Source organism: Bacteroides sp. BFG-606 (assembly GCF_024788145.1).
Lineage (GTDB): Bacteria > Bacteroidota > Bacteroidia > Bacteroidales > Bacteroidaceae > Bacteroides > Bacteroides vicugnae.
Window position 1 is genome coordinate 3,203,201 of sequence record NZ_JANUIL010000001.1, and the last position, 18,945, is coordinate 3,222,145.

The following is an 18,945-nucleotide window of genomic DNA, read 5'->3' on the forward strand; positions in this document are numbered from 1 at the left end:
TTTTTTAGTAAGTTATAGGTTCAATAAATGTCGTATGGCCTGCCAGGGTGCATAAAGCAACATCCTCGGTCCGGAGAAACGCATCACTTGCCGCATTCGTTCGCGCATGGCAGGCTTGTAGCAATGTACGGTGCATTCCTTGCACGCACCCTTTTTCTCTCCAAACGGACAATGGTCGAGACGGGCATGGGCATAGCGAAGCAACTCTTCACAGTCGGCACAAAGAACTGTATTTTTTTCTTTTTTCCGGCAATAGAGGCGGATCATCAATTCTACTGTTTTCTTTTCACGTTCAATGTGTGATGCTGTCATCTCTTTCTTTTTACACTTTGAAGTGACAAAGATAGCGAAGATTATGCAGAAATACAGGCGTATTCTGTTAAAATACACCTTCTTCTTTTTTCTATTTTGAAAATCACCCTTTCATTTTGGTAGGGTATTTAGAGATTACTTTTTCATAATGAAAAAAATATTGCATTGATTATAAGTGAATTATCAGCATCCTTTTCATTTTGGCATACTCTTGGCTATGAGGGGAGCATACAAGATAATTCATGAGTTATGGAAGAGTACATTTCAGATAACAGTCTGTATATTCGGAGTAAGAATAATAGCATGATCAACCGGAAGATGATAGGGCGTGTGCTGGGTATGTTGCTATTCATCGAATTGGGGATGTTTTTACTTTGTGCCGGAGTGTCGGCCGGTTACGGGGAAAGTGATTATAAATACTTTCTTTATACCTGTGTCATCAATGCTGTGGTAGGCGGATTGTTACTGCTCTACGGACGGGGAGCGGAGAATAAGATGAGCCGGAGAGACGGATATTGTGTAGTCACTCTTTCATGGGTGTTTTTTACCTCTTTCGGCATGCTTCCTTTTTATTTCAGCGGAAGCATTGATACGATAACCAATGCCTTTTTCGAAACCATGTCCGGGTTTACCACCACAGGAGCCACCATTCTCGATGATATTGAATCCCTTTCCCACGGTATGCTTTTCTGGCGAAGCCTGACGCAATGGATCGGTGGTTTGGGGATTGTATTTTTTACGATTGCCATTCTTCCTATCTTTACCACCGGAGGAGTGCAACTCTTCTCTGCTGAATCTACGGGAGTGACACACGATCGTACCCATCCGAAAATCAATGTTATGGCCAAGTGGTTATGGACCATTTATCTGGTACTGACTATTTCGGAAACTGTCTTATTGATGTTTGGGGGCATGAGCTTGTTTGATGCCATTTGCCAGTCGTTTGCCACTACTGCTACGGGAGGATATTCTACGAAGCAGAACAGTATTTCTTACTGGAATTCTCCGTATATAGAATATGTGGTGGCTATCTTTATGATTGTTTCCAGTATCAACTTCTCTTTGTTTCTGATGTGTTTGAAAGGAAAAGTCAGTCGTTTGTTCAAAGATGAAGAGTTGCACTGGTTCCTGGCGTCGGTGGGTATTTTGACTTTCCTTATCACATTGGCACTTGTCTTTCAAAATCATTACGACTGGGAGCAGGCTTTCCGGAAAGCATTGTTCCAAGTGTCTACGGTGCATACTTCCTGCGGTTTTGCTACGGACGATTATAATATGTGGCCTCCTTTCACGTGGTTGTTATTGTTTATTGCGATGCTTTCGGGAGGATGTACGGGGTCTACCAGTGGAGGTATCAAGAATATGCGGTTGCTGATTGTGGCACGTGCCATCCGGAATGAGTTCAAGCATCTGCTCCATCCGAATGCCGTGCTTCCCGTTCGTATCAATAAGCAGACGGTGTCTTCTTCTATCGTAACTACCGTACTGATTTTCTTTGCTTTTTATTTGGTCCTGATCCTGATTGGGTGGACGGTTCTCTTGTTTTTGGGAGTTGGTTTTACCGAGTCCGTCAGTACGGTTATTTCGAGTATAGGCAATGTCGGTCCGGGATTGGGAACTTGCGGACCTGCATTTTCATGGAATTCTTTACCTGATCCGGCAAAGTGGATACTCTCTTTTCTGATGCTGGTGGGACGTCTGGAGCTGTTTAGCGTACTCCTGTTGTTTTATCCGGGATTCTGGAAGAATAGATAAACTGTAAATCATGAGCGGGCTTCTTAAACTTCTTAGAAAGAGCTTGTTGTTGACGGAAACAATCTGTATCTTTGCGGCATGAAAAAGTTATTGTGTCCGCAATGCAAGATTGCAGCTATGTATGTGAAGAATGGACAAGGTGAAAGGCTGCTGGTTTATGTGCTCGAAGATGGTGAAGTGGTTCCCAAATATCCGGAAGATTCGGTGGAGGGGTTCGATTTGACAGAAGTCTTCTGCTTGGGATGCTCGTGGCATGGTTCACCTAAACGGTTGGTGAAACGATAGACCGGGGTATTCATACTCTCATACTCATTTATTGATTTATGTCAACTAAAAGAGGAACGCAAATCGAGAACTAATTCCTTGAATTTTCCGTATCTTTGCGCCCAATTTTGGAACATAGACGTATGGCAACTTCTAAAGAAATGACGGCAGGGCCGGCATTACCTCTCATTTTAAAGTTCACATTGCCGCTTTTACTCGGCAATCTCTTACAACAAACGTATTCGCTTGTTGATGCTGCAATTGTAGGAAAGTTTTTGGGAATTAACGCGTTAGCTTCTGTGGGAGCCAGTACATCGGTTGTTTTCCTGATTCTCGGATTCTGTAATGGATGTTGCGGAGGTTTCGGGATTCCCGTTGCGCAGAAGTTTGGTGCACGAGATTACAGTACGATGCGCAGTTACGTTTCCGTCAGTTTGAAGTTGGCAGCAGGGATGTCTGTGGTCATTGCTCTTGTTACCAGTCTCTTTTGTGCGGACATACTCCGAATCATGCGCACACCGGAGAATATTTTCGAAGGAGCTTATGCTTATTTGCTTGTAACGTTTATCGGTGTTCCTTTCACTTTCTTCTATAATCTTCTTTCAAGCATCATCCGTGCGTTGGGAGACAGTAAGACGCCTTTCTGGTTTTTGCTGTTCGCTGCTGTTCTGAATATCATTCTTGACTTGTTCTGTATTCTGGTACTCGGCTGGGGAGTGGCGGGAGCTGCCATTGCTACTGTCTTTTCGCAGGGGCTGTCGGCTGTCCTTTGTTATATTTATATGTACCGGAAGTTTGAAATATTGCAGGGTAGTCCGAAAGAACGCCGGTTTCAGGCGAAACTGGCAAAGACATTGCTTTACATCGGTGTGCCTATGGGATTACAGTTCTCTATCACGGCTATCGGCAGTATCATGCTTCAGAGTGCGAATAATGCGTTGGGAACGGCGTGTGTGGCTGCTTTTACATCTGCCATGCGAATCAAAATGTTCTTTATCTGTACGTTCGAAAGTCTGGGAATTGCGATGGCTACATATAGCGGACAGAATTATGGGGCGGGGAAACCGGAACGTATCTGGTTGGGAATCAAGGCGAGTGCTTTGATGATGATCGTTTATGCGGCATTTACGTTCGTTCTTCTGATGGTGGGAGCCAGATATTTCGCGTTGATCTTTGTAGATCCGTCAGAAACGGAAATTCTGTTGGATACCGAGCTATTCCTGCATATCTCCTGTATGTTCTTCCCGATGCTTGGATTGTTGTGCATCCTGCGCTACACGATTCAGGGAGTGGGATATACCAATCTTGCCATGTTTTCGGGAGTGGCGGAGATGATTGCGCGTATTCTTGTCAGCATTTACGCTGTGCCTGCATTCGGCTTTGTTGCTGTCTGCTACGGTGATCCGATGGCTTGGATAGCGGCAGACTTGTTCCTCGTGCCGGCATTTATCTACGTTTATCGCAGGTTGAAAAAGCAGGTGTTCACAAGCACGGTTGCAGCTTAGAAGTCGGCCTCTTTCTGTATGCATAGAATCTTTCCGCTGATGGGATGACGGAATTCTATATATTCGGCGTGGAGGTATAACCTGTCCGCTTTCTTTCCATAAAGTTCATCCCCAAGAATGGGGCAACCCAATCCCTCCGGATGGGCGGCGTGTACCCGTAATTGGTGTGTTCGTCCGGTCAACGGATAGAAAGTAATCCGGGTATATTTTTCGGATTCACTGATGATCCGGTATTCTGTAATCGCTTCTTTCCCATGTTCTCTACTGACGATTTGCCGGGGGCGGTCGAGGGGATTCAAACAGAGAGGAAGGTTGATTCTTCCTGCTCTTCCAAATGGTAGTGTTGTCTTTTCCGTTGATACTGTCTTCTCTGTTCTTGCTGTTACCCCATCCAATACAGCGGTATAGCGTTTCTTGATACTTCTGTCAGCAAATTGTGCTTGTAAATGTTGATGTACCTCTTTCGTTTTCGCTACGAGCAATAATCCGGAAGTTGCCATATCGAGGCGATGTACAATCATAGGTCCGGTGGCATCGGGATACTTCTTTTTCAGGCGATGATAGACTGAATCTCTGTCCTCCGCCTTTCCCGGAACGGATAACATTCCTGCCGGTTTATTGACTACTACTAGCCATTCATCTTCATATACGATTTCCAGTTCTTCATCCTCATGGATGGAGTTTAGCAGCGGATTCTCGTCTACTTCCAGTCCTTGCAACATGTGCAGCAAAATAGGTTCACACTTTCCTTTGCAGGAAGGATAATAATATCCGTGATGCCGGATTTCGTTTTTAGGAGAGTCTCCCCACCAAAATTCGGCCATAGCCAATGGCTTTAATTGATGAAGATACGCATATTGCAACAATTTAGGCAAAGCACATTCACCCGCACCGGCAGGAGGAACTTTCTGAACTGTCTGTTCGAAGATAGTGTATAGGTCTTTCACTTCTCCTCTGGCATTCAGCATCCGGAACTGCTCGAACAACTTTCTTTGCAAGGCTGCCGAACGTTCTTTCCGTTCGGTTTTCAGTTGTTCTATTTCAGTCTCGAAGTGTCTCGTTTCCGTTTCGAGTTCTTCCAATCGTTTCTTCCATTCTTTTTCCAGTCGTTTGTATTCCGCTTTCTGGTATTGGCTTTCCCGGATCAGGGAGGCTTGTTCCTCTTCGGAAAGGGCGGAGGATGATTGGCGGCGAATCTCTCTCGCCTCCTTTGCTGCTTTGAGTGCTGCTTTAGCCTGATTTAATATAGCTTTAGCCTGTTCCGTTTCCGTCTTCCACTTTTCTTTTGAATCGAGATAAGAACGACTGTTTTCTAATTCACGAATACGGATATTGATGGAAGATATTTGTTCTTCTTCCATTTTGAAGAATCCTTCCGGTTGCAATAAGTCGTAGACAGGAGGGACAAAATAAGGATGCAGATTCTTCCCTGCCAGATTGCCGGAGAAAGCAGCGAGATAACCAATTTCATTGACCGCTTCTTTTTTTGTAGTCTCTTGCTTATTCTCTTTTTGTACAATCAACACCCCGAACATTTTTCCGAAAGCTAACTCTTCTTTCCATTCTTCTCGGCTCGCGATATATTCTTTCACTTCTTCCGCTGCCAACACGCACAATGGATGAGGCGTATAGTGGAAAGGATAAGTGAATTTATCCGGTAACGTAAGGTGAGAAATGGGTTGCTTGAAAAAATGTATCATCGGTTTATATATATGAATGAATGTGATTACCTTTGCAAAAGTAAAGTAAATCCGTGAATTATCGAATGAAGTAACATGAATAGAATGGGAGAAAAACCTAAATTTGCCTTTCTTGGCAACAGTCACATGGCATTTTGGGCATTGGATGTCTACTTTCCTTCATGGGAATGTCTGAACTATGGTGCTCCCGGTGAAGGACTGGTTTATGTGGAGTCTTTTACCGTAGACACTTCCGATTGCCAAGTCGTCATTCAATTCGGAACTAATGATATTTATCAGTTGAATGATGAAAATATGGACGATTATGTGGAACGTTATGTAAAAGCGGTTCTTGCCATCCCTTCACTGAAAACATATCTTTTCTGTATTTTCCCACGTAATGATTACGATGATTACAGTACGGCTGTGAATCAATTCATTCGTGTCCTTAACCGGAAGATATACGAGAAATTGCAGGGGACGGACATTGTCTATCTCGATGTTTTCGACCGTTTGTTGCTGGATGGCAGGCTGAATCCGGAGTTGACTCTCGACGATTTACATTTGAATGGCAAGGGTTACAGTATTTTGTCAGAAGCACTGAAACGGGCTTCCGGTTTGTAAAACATACCTAAATACTTCATTCCTTGCTTTTATTTATAAATTTGGTGGCATATCAGTTTATTTTTCCTATTTTTGTCCCCAATTTAATAGTAAATAACCCCCATAAAAACGATAAGACTTATGGAAAAAGTAATTATCAATTCGTATGAAGAATTTGAAAAACTAGTAGGCCAACAGATAGGTGTTTCCGATTATGTGGAACTCTCGCAGGAACGTATTAATCTTTTTGCTGATGCAACGCTGGATCATCAATGGATTCATGTAGATACGGAACGTGCGAAAGTAGACAGCCCTTATCATAGCACGATTGCTCATGGCTACCTGACATTGTCTATGCTTCCTTATCTGTGGAATCAGATTATCCAGGTAAATAACCTGAAGATGATGATTAACTACGGTATGGATAAGATGAAATTCGGTCAGGCTGTATTGTCAGGACAGAGCGTGCGTCTGGTGACTACTTTGCACTCACTGACCAATCTGCGTGGTGTGGCAAAAGCAGAAATTAAGTTTGCTATCGAAATAAAAGACCAACCGAAGAAGGCGCTGGAAGGAATTGCTGTATTCCTTTATTATTTCAATTAATGGCAAGCTGTTAAAGAAACAGATTTTATCCCCGGAAATGATCGAAATACGTCTCAAGAGTTAGATACAAAAACTTTTTGGGTGTGCTTCAGACGGATCGTTTCCGGGGATAATTTTATCCTTTTACTCCCATAAATCTGAACGGCTGTGCCGGTTGAAACTCTTTCGTTGCATTTCCATGATAAGTTTCACCGTTGGCGATAGACAATTTGAGTACCGGAGCTCCTTCCGACAAGTCTGTTTCCCGCAGGTTTACCCAGAATGTATTAGGTGTCAGACTCGATTCGAAGAAGTAGAGCAGATTCTTACTATCCGATACCGTTCTCCATTGTGTGGTGGAAATTTCCGGAAATTCGGGAGTGGATATGCCATAAGGAACAGAAGTATTACGGATAACGCTGAATACACTTGCCACGGCTATCCTCACATCATCTGTTGGGGGCAGGGCATTGATATAAAAACTGGCTCTTGCAAAACGGTCGGACGGTCGGTTGGTTCCGGGCAGGAAGCTCAATCCTCCTATTGATTTCCAGTATTCGTTTAGTGCCAGTTGTTTGTTGTAGGTAGGGGAGTTGGTCATCACTTTGTACTCCTTGCTGTGGTAGACAGTCAGCTTTCCGCCCGTATATTCAAATATCGCACAATCACTTGTTGCATCGGAAATTGATAAATGCAAGGTTGCCAGGCGGGAACCATCCGGCATCATGTCCGATACCACTTGGAAAGTATTCTCATCGATGAAAGCGACGGCCTCTTCTACGTTGGCGAAGTTATCCAGCATATATTGTACCCATGCGGTAATGGCAAGTCCCGGTTTAGTTTGATCTCTGACCGGATACTCCGTTTCGGGCAGCCACAGCAGATTGGCAACCAGCCCTTTCTCATTCATTCCGTCCGTACTGGCAATCTCGAAAGCTGAAGTTACCACACTGCCATACTTGGAAGTCCATTTCAGGGAGTTGGCTCCCGTTTCTCCATTTCTTTCCATACCTTTGGGAAATACCCAAAGATTACTGTGCATTTCTGTTTTCCAATCCATAGACCGGCCGGTTGCCACCATTCCATTTTTTCCCGAATAAACGACTCTTGTACACATAATTTTAATTTCTAGTTAAAGGTTTATTATAAGCTGCTTTCACGAGGAATTCAACCGATGCGGATTCCTTTCGCAAAAGCATATTCTCAAAACAATAACGTTCCATTTATGTTTTAGATACATATCAGATATTAATAAAGTATCAAAAAACAGGTATTATGTCATTAAGCAATCTTCTAATCATATTTTCGTCATCGTTTATGGCACTGTTTCCGGTGATAAATCCTTTGGGGAATGGTTTTGTCGTTAATGGATTCTTTACAGACCTCGATCCTCAACAACGGAAAGCAGCTATTCAGAAACTGACACTCAATTTTATAATGATCGGTGTAGGGACATTGGTGATAGGGCATTTGTTTCTGTTGATTTTCGGTCTGGCTATTCCTGTTATTCAGTTGGGAGGTGGAATACTGATTTGCAAGACGGCAATGGAGCTGTTGGGGGATTCGGGTTCGTCTGATAAAGAAGAAGCCAGCAAGAATGTAGACGGTTTCAGATGGAAAAACATCGAGCAGAAGATATTTTATCCCATCACGTTTCCTATCAGTATCGGGCCGGGCAGTATATCGGTTATCTTTACTTTGATGGCGTCTGCAAGTGTTAAAGGCAAGTTGCTGCAAACCGGAATTAATTATTTGGTCATTGCACTTGTTATTATTTGTATGGCAGCCATCTTTTACGTTTTCCTTTCACAGGGACAGAGGTTTATTCAGAGGTTGGGACCGGTGGGAAATCAAATCATTAATAAGCTTGTTGCTTTTTTCACTTTCTGCATCGGTATTCAGATTTCGGTGACGGGTATATCCCAGATCTTCCATCTGGATATACTCTGATCAAACGATGAAAAAAAGGCGATGAAAACAATCAGCTTTTCTTTGCTTGTATGGCTTTCAGCGTGTTTCTTCGCACGGCGCGGATAGCGGGGACCAATAAGTCGGGTTCCATGATTTCCAACATGGTGCGTAGTTCCTGTTGCAGTTCCGGTATGGAGCGTGTCAGTTGATAAGCCAGTTTCATACAGAGCGACTGTACGCCCGGTGGTTCCTCACGGGAGATCATACGTTCCATGCAGAAATCGAGGAAATCCACTCGTGGCGGATCGGCGGCAGGTTGCTGGCATATCAGGTTCAGAATCATTCTCCGTTTTCCAGAGTGTGGGCAGGTCATGGCAGCGTCAATCAATACGTCTTGTTTCCCGCTTAACCATTCTACATCTGCCTTTGAGAAATGAGTACATACCCACAATGCCTGATAGGAGACGATAGCATCTTCGTCGAATATCAGTTGGTAGATTTCTTCTCTAAGCCGTTCATCATCCTGTATAAAGTGGAGTACCTCTCTGATGTCTTCAATGTGTACTCGTTCGGATAATCTTGCACGTAGGTTCATGTAACTTTCGTGTTTTGGGGAATTAATCTCTATTATCGGAATCAGTTTCCGGCAGTTGTAAATGAAGAATGGGGAAAGGTTTGCCCATGCTGTCCGTTTCATCTCTGCCGATGACTTGGAATCCTAAATGGAGATAGAATTGGAGTGCCTTTTCATTCTGCTCGTTTACATCTACTTTATCCATATATTTTTTATCTTTTGCGTATTCTATTAATCGTTTGCCATATCCTTTTCCTTGTTCGTCGGGGTATACGAACAACATTTCAATCAGTTCATCGCTCAGTCCCATAAAGGCGGCAATCTTTCCGTTGACATTCCGGATCACGAAAAGTTCAACGGCAGGTAAATAATGATCCCGCACCAGTGGTTTATAAAACTGGATATGTTCTTCCGTCAGGAAATCATGTGTGTGGCGAACGGACATTTCCCATACATCGAGGATTTCATCATAATCTTCCGGGGTAGGTTGGGAGATGCCGGGCAGATAGTAACACTGGTGGTCGTAGATGTTTCCGTTGTAAGTCAGTTCTGCCTGATGAAGTGTACCTTCGTAGATGAAACCGTTCTTTTTCAGTACTTTCTGCGAACGTTTATTGTGCGGGTAACAAGTAGCTGTGATGAGGCTAAGCCGCAATTCTTCAAAGCCATAGTTGAGGACGGCTTGCACTGCTTCGGTCATATATCCTTTGCCCCAATAAGTCTCGCCGAGCCAGTAACCCAACATTCTCACTTGTGGATTTTCCCGTTTGGGGTCGGGAATAATACCAACGGAACCGATCAGTTGTTTCGTGTCTTTTAGCATCACCGCCCATATACCCTCCTGATTGATAAATGTGGAATGAAGGATCTGGCGGGATTCATCCAATGTACGGTGAGGCGGCCATCCGGCGTTGTTCCCCAGATTCGGGTTCTGGCAACAAGCGAAAAACGCTTCTGCATCTCTCTCTTCGAAGGGGCGGAGAAATAAACGTTCTGTATGGAGCGTTACGGGGGGAATACTTTCAATTTCAGTTTTCGGCTCAATTTCAGTCTCCTCTCCAACTTTAGTTTCCGGTTCGATTGCTGTTTTCCGGTATACACATTCGATCCGGTTTCCATCAGGATCGAGGACTACACTTTCAAAGTATCCGTCTCCCGAAGTACGCGGTTCGCCGGCGATGGTATATCCTTCCGAACGCATTTGTTCGGTGAAGCGTAATACTTCTTCCCGGCTGGGGAAGGTGAAAGCGAAATGTGTCAGTCCAACCCTGTTTTCTTCAATGGGAGTGTTCTGTACATCTGTACGACTCATCAGTTCCAAGTCTGTTCCCTCTCCAAAGGAGATAAAATAGGACTCGAATCCTTTCTTGGGATTGATATATTTTTCGTTGCTTTTTCCTCCGAAGAAGCGGACATAGAACTCTTTTAATTCTTCCAGACGAAAAGTCCAGATAGCGATATGATGTAGTTTCATATAAATGATTTTTCTAATTTCTATTACTTTGTTTCAATCTTCATTCGTACCGAACGTACTTTGTCTCCATTTTAATGCTGCATTACATATTCGTAAACGATACGGGAAATATCTGCGATAATTTTACTGTTCACCTGATTGTTTTCTTCAGAATCCTTCACGAAGACAGCTATGCTGTAACTACGTCCACCGGGCAAAAGAACGAAACCGATGTCATTACAGCCGATTTGTTGTCCTTTCGCATTAAGATCTCCCGTTCCGGTTTTATGGCCTACGGTTACTTTTTTGTCGAGCAACGGAGCGACCAGACGGTCTTGTCCGGTTTGACATTCCACCATTGTTTGAAATATGAAGTCTTTGTACACTTTGGGAAACAATGGTTTCTTACGGAATATCTCCACTAATTCGGCTGCTGCTAACGGAGTAGTCCAGTTTTCATAACATAGGTTCAAGTCTTCGTGCATGGCAGTTTCCGTTCCGATAATGACACATTCCCGGATTCCTAGTGAATGGATATACTTGTTTACGGCATCCGGACCTCCTTGATAATCAAAAAGAATATCGCAGGCATTGTTGTCGCTCTGTTGAAGTGTATATTTTAGCAGGTCGGCAATACTCATTTCAATTCCTCCCTGCGGATATTTATCCCGTAGCGGACTGTAAGTATCCGGCTTTAAATCCGATTTTTTAATGGGTAACCGGGTTTCCAGCGATCGCTTCTGTTTTCCCATATAATCTGCCAATGCTAATGCCTGATGAAACTTGAATACGCTCATCAGTGGATAGTGAATATCATTATTGACAGTTATCGTATCTTTCCCATCAATGATGACGGCTATTCCTATTTCGGCTTTCTTTCCCTTGATGGCTTCTTTCAACTGTGTCTCCAGTTGAGTTTGTCGGGCAAACAGGAGGGTGGGGACTAAACAAAGAAATAGGATGAATGAACGCATAATCAATTTCTCTTTTAACGGGTTACTAATTCTCTATTGAAATCATATTCTCTATTGAAGTCACAAAGGTATAAATAGTAATTGCCTTTGCAAATTCTCATTCAAAAATAGTGATGTCGGATAAGAAATTCCTACTTTTGTGAATTAATCAATAAGTGAATAGATGTTATGTTAAAATGTCAGTCGGAATTGTTTCAGCCGTCGTTGAAATTGGTGGATGGCTTAAAGATGAGCACAAAAGAGGAATTAAAGCGGATGGCGAAGATCTTGCTTTTGCCTGTTCCTACCAAGTTGCGTAAAGATGAGTATGTAACTTATTTTGCAGAAGCTGTTTTAACCTGTCCTGAAATGTGGCTTTCCCGGTTGACGCATTATGAACTGGTGTTACTTGATAAGTTGGTGAAAGCGGGATCCGGTAGTTATGTAGAATGTAAGAATTCATTTTTAGAGACTACTCTGGAAACTCTTTCTTTCATAGCAACGGACTGTAATCACATGGATGAGAGTAAAGTCCGTTATATGATCTGTGATGAGTTGCGTGAGGCAGTAGCTCCTTATCTTAGTAAATTGTTGACTTCCAAAAAGCAATCTGTTCGTTTTATGATAGAACAGTATGCCTGTGGAATCGTAAATTTATATGGTTTTCTCTCTTATTCGGACTTATTGTATATACTGGTGGGCTATTTGCAGCATTCAGCGATAAGAGAAGAAATAGCTGACAGTTTGGCTAATTCGGCATTGATACAGCGACTAACTTTTGAAGTGGAAGATGGTTATAATACAGACCTTTACATAGAGTCTCCTTTTTTGGATGATTTTGAGTCTTTGGAGGAACAATTGTATCTGCGCCGTGATATACCGGACAGGAAGAAGTTCTCTAAAGAGGAAGCCTTTTCAGCGGGAACGATGCCATTGAGCATCATTCCCAATCCGTGTTTGGATGAATTGAAGGAATATATGATGAAGAAACTGCGGTATACGGAAGAAAAGGCGGATAGCAGTTTGTCATATCTGTGGTATATTGCCCAAACTGTAGAGAATCCAATGTCTATTATCAATTCTATGATTAACCGTCAGCTTTCTTCCATGCAAGAACTGCAAGAGGCCATTGAAATATTTATGGATTATTTGAATCATTCTCCCCGTTGGTTATTGAAAGGTTATTCTTCAGAGGAGGCATTCGTTTTATTTGAAAAAGAAAAATTGAAAAATAATCCTCCCCGTATTGTCGCAGGTCCGAATATGAAGGCTGCCGGTATGGAAGTTACTCCTGAAATGCAGGCGATGGTGGACAATATGTTTCGTACTGTACCTACTGGTCACACAGTCGGAAGAAATGATCCTTGTCCCTGTGGAAGTGGGAAGAAGTATAAAAAGTGTTGTGGAAGAAATAATTAAGAGGAAGAAAATTAGGACAAATATGTAACATAAATACAGAAGAGGGTATGAACAAAAAGATTATATAAAAGAGTAAAGTATTCATTATGATTGCATTAGATAATTTTGAGAGCTGTGTGCCATATAGAATATTAGTGCGCGGAGAAGAGTATTATGAAACAGGGGCTGTTTCTGAATTGGAAGAAGATTCGCCCGGTGAATGGACTGCGACAGTAGAGGGTACGGAGAATTATAGCGTAGAGATATCTATGGACGGAAAGGAAATAGAGTCTTGGTACTGTGACTGTCCGTATGATGGGGAGATTTGTAAACATGTCGTAGCCACCTTACTGGCAATTCGTGATAATGAGAAAAAGGTGAATCGCAGTGCCTTTTCCAAGATGAAAGTAGAGGTAGAGGAAGCCGTCGTTATAGATGAAACTGTGGACATACAACAATTGCTGTCATTCGTTAACCCACAAGAACTTTCACAATTTATATATGAATATGCCTCTATGCATCCGGAGTTTAAAACAGCCCTTTTGACTCGTTTTATGGCTAAAGAGTTGTCCGCAACATCAAAAGAAAAGGATTACAGAGCAGAGATTCAGAAAGTGTTTAATGACTCTTATTATAACAAAAAGTCTCGTTATCATAATCGTTATGATGATTTTGACTGTGATTGGGAAACAGTTTTCAATCGGATGGACACTTTTTTGGAGAAAGCAGACTTCTTTTTGAATGTGGGAAACATAGATACTGCTATTGATATAGCTCTTCAAACTCTTCGTTCAATCGGTGAGAATTATGAGGATGAGCTTTTGTATAATGATGATCTCTATCCTTCTGATTATTGTGAGCAGGCAGGAGATTTGCTGATAAAAGTAATTGAGCACCCTAAGACCACCCAAAAGCAAAAGACAGCGATTCTTCAGGAATTAGGTCAGCTGGCTAAACTATCTACTTATCGTGATTATGACCTTTATGATATAGACGAATTGCTGATGCAAATAAATCTTTCCATTCAACCGGCAGAAAAAGCGTTGGAATTGATTGACAAACTCTTGGAAGAAAGAAAAGATACTTACGACTTATATCAAATCGTTCTTCGGAAAGTCAATCTGTTAACCGAACTGCATGAAGAGCAAAAAGCAGCTGATACGATTCGTCAATACCTTTATTTAACTGAAATTCGAGAAATGGAGGTGGATAAATTGATTGCCCGTTGTCAATATGATGAAGCTATCCGTTTGCTGAATGAAGGAATAGAGATTGCAGAAAAAGAAGAACATATCGGAACCATAGAGGAATGGTTGAAAACTAAATTGAGGATTTACGAGATGACTCATCAAACTGCTGAAGTCATTAATACATGTCGTTTATTGTTTGTGTCGGGTAGAGATCAGTTAGAATATTATAGTAAACTTAAAACTCTTGTTCCGAAAGAAGTATGGAAGAGTTTTCTGGATACGATGATGAAAGAAACTCAATTTAGTGAATATTTTTCTTTTGGTGGAAATGATGAGGCTGAAATTTATGTGAAAGAAAGAGATTATGAGCGTTTGTTCAAACTGTTGTCATCAATCAGGTATAATCAGTTGGAAGCACTGATGAAATATTCTTATCATCTGAAAGATACTCATTCGGAGCAATTGATTGCTATATATACCTCTTTGTTGAATGATTACGCGGAACAGAATGTGGGACGGACTCATTATGAATTGATAGCACAGGCGTTGTTGTGTGCAAAGAAACTTAATGGGGGACAGGAAGCTGTGAAAAAGTTAGTTGCAGAGTTCCGGATAAAATATAAACGTCGTCCGGCAATGATGGAAATATTAAGGAGATTCTAAAAATACTTTATTATAAGTTTTTCTGTATCTCTGTTGTTTGGAGATAGCAAAGTTCGTACCTTTGTAAGGTTATCAAATAAGCTTGATTATGAAAAAGTCTATAAAACGTTTACCCAAACGTACGCAGGAAGAATTGACAGTCTTGCTGGATTTAGTGTGTAAAAGCATCGGGAATTGTCAGATGGTTATCCTGTTCGGAAGTTATGCAAGGGGAAACTATGTTTTATGGGACACTAATATAGAATTTGGTGTTCATACTTCCTATCAAAGCGATTATGATATTCTTCTTGTTGTGACCGGGCAGACTAAATATGTGGAAAGAAAATTGAACCGTATTACGAATAAATATCATGACTTGTTTGCAGACCGTCGTCATGCTTTTCCACAATTTGTTGTAGAACATATTAATACAGTAAACCGTAATCTGGAAATCAGCCAATATTTCTTTACAGATATAGTAAAGGAAGGAATTATGCTTTACAATAGTGGTAAATGTGAATTGGCAAAACCGCGAAAGTTGAGTTTTAGAGAGATTCGGGATATTGCGCAGAGTGAATTTGATAGGTTGTATCCTTATGCGTGTGACTTTTTGGGTGTTGTGAAGGAATATTTCATGCCTAAAGAACAATATAACTTATCAGCTTTCATGCTTCATCAGACTTGTGAAAAATTATACTATACTATCCTGATGGTTTTTACGAATTATCTTCCAAAAACTCATAAAATTAAAGAGCTTAGTGGGATGGTAAAACGTTTCTCACAGGAATTGACCACAGTCTTTCCTCAAAATACGGATGAAGAGAAAGAATGTTTTGATTTATTATGCCGTTCGTATATCGAGGCTCGTTATAACAAAGATTTCAGTATCTCACAAGAACAACTGGAATACCTTATTTCCCGCGTAGATATTCTGAAAAATATTACTGAACGCTTGTGCAAAGAGAAAATCGCGGAATATGATACGATGATGCAATAATTAGCATATTTTATGGGAATGTTCCTAAAAATATTAAGGTAACTCGGCCGATGCACGCTGTGATGCAAGCTGTGAACTTTGCGCCATTTGTCGTATTATTTAATTGGTAGTCCAACAAAGACTACACTTTTTCTACCGAACTTTTAGTATAAAATCACATTTTTCCTACCGAATATTTAATATTATGATATAATGGCGGAATAATTGTTCCTAGTGAAATAAGGAGGTGTCGCATTTATAACTTGAACTTAGTCATTCGCTCTCTATGAAATGAAAAACAAAATATATCTGTCATCTGTCACAGGTTATAATCTAACTTACAGATTATAAGTACTTAATGATGTGACAGCACAAGGTGACAGCAGTGTGATAGCAATAATGCTGTCACCTAAAAAACAAAGACAAAATAAAGCCTTTGTTTAAAAATGAATAGTATCAGCCATAAATGAATAAGTCGTTCAATTTGTTATCCCCGTGCTTATGAGTTGTGCCCTGCCTTTAAACTAACAGTTTCAAGGCGTGAAACTGTTGGTTCTGCGGTTTGAAACGATATAGGGCTCCGTGTGTCCGTAGGACATTTGGAGCCTTTGTTGTACGCTCTCCTTATTATGGGTATTCATCTCTCTTTTCTCTTTTTCGTATAATCTAATATTTTTGTTCGTTCTTTGTTTTTCAGTGTTTTTTGTTCATCTTCCTTGCTTCCTAGCTTCCTCCAGTCTTGTTCTTCCTTCTTTTGCCGTTTTTTCTTTCGTTTCCGTTCACTATAAGCACTAGTAATCTTCCCCCGCCACCCATTAGATTTCAGAGGTATCCTTTAAATGCTTAAAATACAGATTCTTGAAGTTTTGCTTCGAACCTGTTTGGTGGTGCTCTTGTACGGGCAAATATCTCTACGGTCACCATCTGTGCCTTTCCACAATGCTTGCACAGATTATATTCTTCCCAATTCTGCTTGCACACCTCCGTCCATATCTTCTTTCCCCTCTTCATTGGAGAAGGCGTGACATCCATCTGTATCTGTATGTTTCTTAGTTTCTCCCTGTTACAGCCAGCCAGAAACCCATAATGGCGTATACGTACAAATCCATGCGGAAGGATATGCAGACTGTATTGATGCAGAAACTCTTCTCCTGTGAGCTCACGCTCTTTGTGCTTGCCTGCCGCCCGGTAATCTTTGTAATCAAAGGTCACAGTCCTGTCCGTTACATTCTTAATCCGGTTGTTACTGATAGCTACCCGGTGTGAGTACCTCCCCAAGTATTCCAACACTTTGCCCGCTCCACAAAAAGGCGATTTACTGTAAACGATCCATTCCGTACGGAATAGCTTCTTTCTGATCTGTGGCGTGACATCCGCCTGTCTGGTGAGTGCCGCCATAAATTTAGCTCTGAACACCTTGCTCATAGCTTTGACCGGAAACAGGAACGGGCTCTCTTTACCGGATGAGGAAAGTTTCTTCCACATACCGTTATTGTCCAGTCCCCCACAGGGAACAATGCAATGCAAATGGGGGTGATAATGCAAATTACTTCCCCAGGTATGCAGTACGGATATCATTCCCCCCTGTACCCCTTTGTTGCGGGCAAAGGTGCTCAAAGTATCCCAAGCGGCACTGAACAGAGAGTTGTAGACAGTTCTCATGTTGCCCAATGATACCGGATCCAATGCATCGGGCAGAGTGAAAACCACATGAAAGTATTTTACCGGAAGCAGGTCTTCCTTGCGGGCTTGTATCCACAACTCACGTTCCACTCCCTGACATTTGGGACAATGCCGGTTGCGGCAGCTGTTGTAGCTGACACGTATGGCGCCACATTCAGGGCAGGCATCCACATGACCTCCCAGTTCAGCGGTACGGCATTGTTCCAGATGGCCAAAAACTTTGCGAACTTGTGGGCAGGGGGCATATTTCTCATAAAACAGAGCTTTAAAGCGGGAGATTATCTGCGCAACTTCAAACTTCGTTCTCATCCTTGTGGGGCTGATTCGCTCCAGCTATTACCCTGTCAAGTGGACTAAAGGACTTTCCACCTTGCTCAAGCCGGCTTATATGAAGATAAGTCATGGTTGTAGTAATGTTCGTATGCCCCAAAAGATCCCGGATGCGTAGGAGGTTTTCACCAAACTCCAACAAATGAGTGGCGTAACTGTGACGCAGGGTATGCAAAGTACAGGGTTTACGGATACCGGCAAGCAATACGGCTTCACGAAACAAAGTGCGGATGACTTCCTCGCTAATTGGATGCCCCGGTGTGCTGTTAAAGAGATAGAACTTGGGCTGATATCTGGAAAAGTATCGGCGCAAATCCAACAGGGTTTGCGCCGATAAAGGAACATACCGGTCCTTTTTTCCTTTGCCCTGATAAATCAACACTTGCATGCGACGGCTGTCAATATGGGAGATTTGCATATGACGAAGTTCGCTTACCCGAAGACCGCACGAGTAAATAAGAGAAAAAATAGCTCGCGAACGAAGCCCCTCACAACTAGAGAGAAACAGAAGAATCTCCTCGCACGAAAAAACGAAAGGGAGCTTCTTGGATTTGCGGATACGCGGAAGAGAAAAATGCCAGACGGAAAGAGACATCATCTTGCGGTAGCAACGAAGGCTATAAATGGTGTGCTTGAACTTACTGATTTTACAGGAATTGCCAGAAGAAAGACAACTCAAGTAATCACGAACCTCCTCCTGACTCAAGTCTTCAGGAACTTTCTTGAAATGGAAACAAAGCGTGGCTAACTGGTGACAGTAACCGGTAATGGTACCCGAAGAATACTGTTGAACATGAAGTTCTTTACTAAACTTTTCGTACTTTTGCCTAAACTCTGGAATAGAGTCACAGGCACGCTCAATTATACTTGCCATAATGAAAATGTTTTTTTGTTGGAAAATTGATTGTTACTCCAAAGTACAACAAAAAAACGATCCCGCATGCAGAAAGCGAAACTTTAGCTATTACGTATGCGGGATTTAGTACAACTTTAGTTTCATAGGCTTGAAACTCTAGTTCCAATTACTTGAAACCATTGGTTTCTTACCGATGAAACTAGAGTTTCTCCTAGCTGAAACTTTAGTTTCAAGCAGAGAAAACTAACTTGAACCGTAATTGGGTGATAACGATCC

17 protein-coding genes are annotated in these 18,945 nt (G+C 42.0%); 9 read left to right on the forward strand and 8 right to left on the reverse strand.

The genetic code is table 11. From position 1 onward, the window contains the following. Positions 1-12 precede the first annotated feature (12 nt). Positions 13-312: a nitrous oxide-stimulated promoter family protein gene (locus tag NXV01_RS11660; RefSeq protein ID WP_074557894.1), complete on the reverse strand. Its 300-nt coding sequence runs from the start codon at positions 310-312 to the stop codon at positions 13-15. Between the two features lie 249 nt (positions 313-561). Between NXV01_RS11660 and NXV01_RS11665 the strand changes: the two genes are divergently transcribed. The 3 genes from NXV01_RS11665 (at position 562) to NXV01_RS11675 (ending at position 3,836) form a co-directional block, all read left to right on the forward strand. Continuing rightward, positions 562-2,067, forward strand: coding sequence for a TrkH family potassium uptake protein (locus NXV01_RS11665; RefSeq protein WP_259022502.1), 1,506 nt, complete (start codon positions 562-564; stop codon positions 2,065-2,067). 78 nt (positions 2,068-2,145) lie between these two features. Further along, positions 2,146-2,352 (forward strand): hypothetical protein, encoded by a 207-nt coding sequence (locus tag NXV01_RS11670; RefSeq protein WP_148364480.1) that lies wholly within the window; start codon positions 2,146-2,148, stop codon positions 2,350-2,352. Positions 2,353-2,474: 122 nt separating this feature from the next. Next, positions 2,475-3,836: an MATE family efflux transporter gene (locus NXV01_RS11675; RefSeq protein WP_148364481.1), complete on the forward strand. Its 1,362-nt coding sequence runs from the start codon at positions 2,475-2,477 to the stop codon at positions 3,834-3,836. Here the strand turns inward: NXV01_RS11675 and NXV01_RS11680 are convergent. Next, positions 3,833-5,536: an RluA family pseudouridine synthase gene (locus NXV01_RS11680; protein ID WP_259022503.1), complete on the reverse strand. Its 1,704-nt coding sequence runs from the start codon at positions 5,534-5,536 to the stop codon at positions 3,833-3,835. The genes NXV01_RS11675 and NXV01_RS11680 overlap by 4 nt on opposite strands. 75 nt (positions 5,537-5,611) lie before the next feature. On the opposite strand from NXV01_RS11680, the gene NXV01_RS11685 reads away from it, so the two are divergent. Both NXV01_RS11685 and NXV01_RS11690 read left to right on the forward strand, forming a co-directional pair. Further along, positions 5,612-6,139 carry a GDSL-type esterase/lipase family protein gene (locus NXV01_RS11685; protein WP_148364483.1) on the forward strand — a complete coding sequence of 176 codons (528 nt, stop codon included), beginning with the start codon at positions 5,612-5,614 and terminating at the stop codon, positions 6,137-6,139. Positions 6,140-6,259: 120 nt separating this feature from the next. Then, complete coding sequence (locus tag NXV01_RS11690) at positions 6,260-6,724, forward strand: MaoC family dehydratase (protein ID WP_004301986.1); 465 nt, start codon at positions 6,260-6,262, stop codon at positions 6,722-6,724. Positions 6,725-6,839: 115 nt separating this feature from the next. Here NXV01_RS11690 and NXV01_RS11695 read toward each other — a convergent pair whose 3' ends face one another. Next, complete coding sequence (locus NXV01_RS11695; protein WP_004304821.1) at positions 6,840-7,820, reverse strand: linear amide C-N hydrolase; 981 nt, start codon at positions 7,818-7,820, stop codon at positions 6,840-6,842. Positions 7,821-7,978: 158 nt separating this feature from the next. Between NXV01_RS11695 and NXV01_RS11700 the strand changes: the two genes are divergently transcribed. Continuing rightward, on the forward strand, positions 7,979-8,653 hold the full coding sequence (locus NXV01_RS11700; protein WP_148364485.1) for a MarC family protein: 675 nt from the start codon (positions 7,979-7,981) through the stop codon (positions 8,651-8,653). Between the two features lie 31 nt (positions 8,654-8,684). Here the strand turns inward: NXV01_RS11700 and NXV01_RS11705 are convergent, their stop codons facing one another. The 3 genes from NXV01_RS11705 to bla all read right to left on the reverse strand — a co-directional run bounded on the left by NXV01_RS11705 (position 8,685) and on the right by bla (position 11,615). Then, the gene (locus tag NXV01_RS11705; RefSeq protein ID WP_148364486.1) at positions 8,685-9,209 is read right to left on the reverse strand and encodes a hypothetical protein; all 525 of its coding nucleotides are present in this window, start codon (positions 9,207-9,209) and stop codon (positions 8,685-8,687) included. 22 nt (positions 9,210-9,231) lie between these two features. Then, positions 9,232-10,662 carry a GNAT family N-acetyltransferase gene (locus NXV01_RS11710; protein WP_259022504.1) on the reverse strand — a complete coding sequence of 477 codons (1,431 nt, stop codon included), beginning with the start codon at positions 10,660-10,662 and terminating at the stop codon, positions 9,232-9,234. A 71-nt stretch (positions 10,663-10,733) separates the two neighbouring features. Next, a complete protein-coding gene (gene bla, locus NXV01_RS11715) occupies positions 10,734-11,615 on the reverse strand; it encodes a class A beta-lactamase, subclass A2 (protein WP_259022505.1) in 882 nt (293 codons plus the stop codon). A 168-nt stretch (positions 11,616-11,783) separates the two neighbouring features. Between bla and NXV01_RS11720 the strand changes: the two genes are divergently transcribed. From NXV01_RS11720 to NXV01_RS11730, 3 genes are all read left to right on the forward strand, one after another. Beyond that, positions 11,784-13,013, forward strand: coding sequence for an SEC-C metal-binding domain-containing protein (locus NXV01_RS11720; protein WP_259022506.1), 1,230 nt, complete (start codon positions 11,784-11,786; stop codon positions 13,011-13,013). Between the two features lie 86 nt (positions 13,014-13,099). After that, positions 13,100-14,845 (forward strand): SWIM zinc finger domain-containing protein, encoded by a 1,746-nt coding sequence (locus tag NXV01_RS11725; RefSeq protein WP_259022507.1) that lies wholly within the window; start codon positions 13,100-13,102, stop codon positions 14,843-14,845. Between the two features lie 88 nt (positions 14,846-14,933). After that, positions 14,934-15,821 carry a HEPN domain-containing protein gene (locus NXV01_RS11730; RefSeq protein ID WP_259022508.1) on the forward strand — a complete coding sequence of 296 codons (888 nt, stop codon included), beginning with the start codon at positions 14,934-14,936 and terminating at the stop codon, positions 15,819-15,821. 822 nt (positions 15,822-16,643) lie between these two features. Here NXV01_RS11730 and NXV01_RS11735 read toward each other — a convergent pair. Together NXV01_RS11735 and NXV01_RS11740 are read right to left on the reverse strand one after the other, a co-directional pair. Then, complete coding sequence (locus NXV01_RS11735) at positions 16,644-17,792, reverse strand: IS91 family transposase (RefSeq protein ID WP_258976659.1); 1,149 nt, start codon at positions 17,790-17,792, stop codon at positions 16,644-16,646. Beyond that, positions 17,776-18,687, reverse strand: coding sequence for a site-specific integrase (locus NXV01_RS11740; protein ID WP_259022509.1), 912 nt, complete (start codon positions 18,685-18,687; stop codon positions 17,776-17,778). The genes NXV01_RS11735 and NXV01_RS11740 overlap by 17 nt, the downstream gene beginning before the upstream one ends. Between the last annotated feature and the right edge of the window lie 258 nt (positions 18,688-18,945).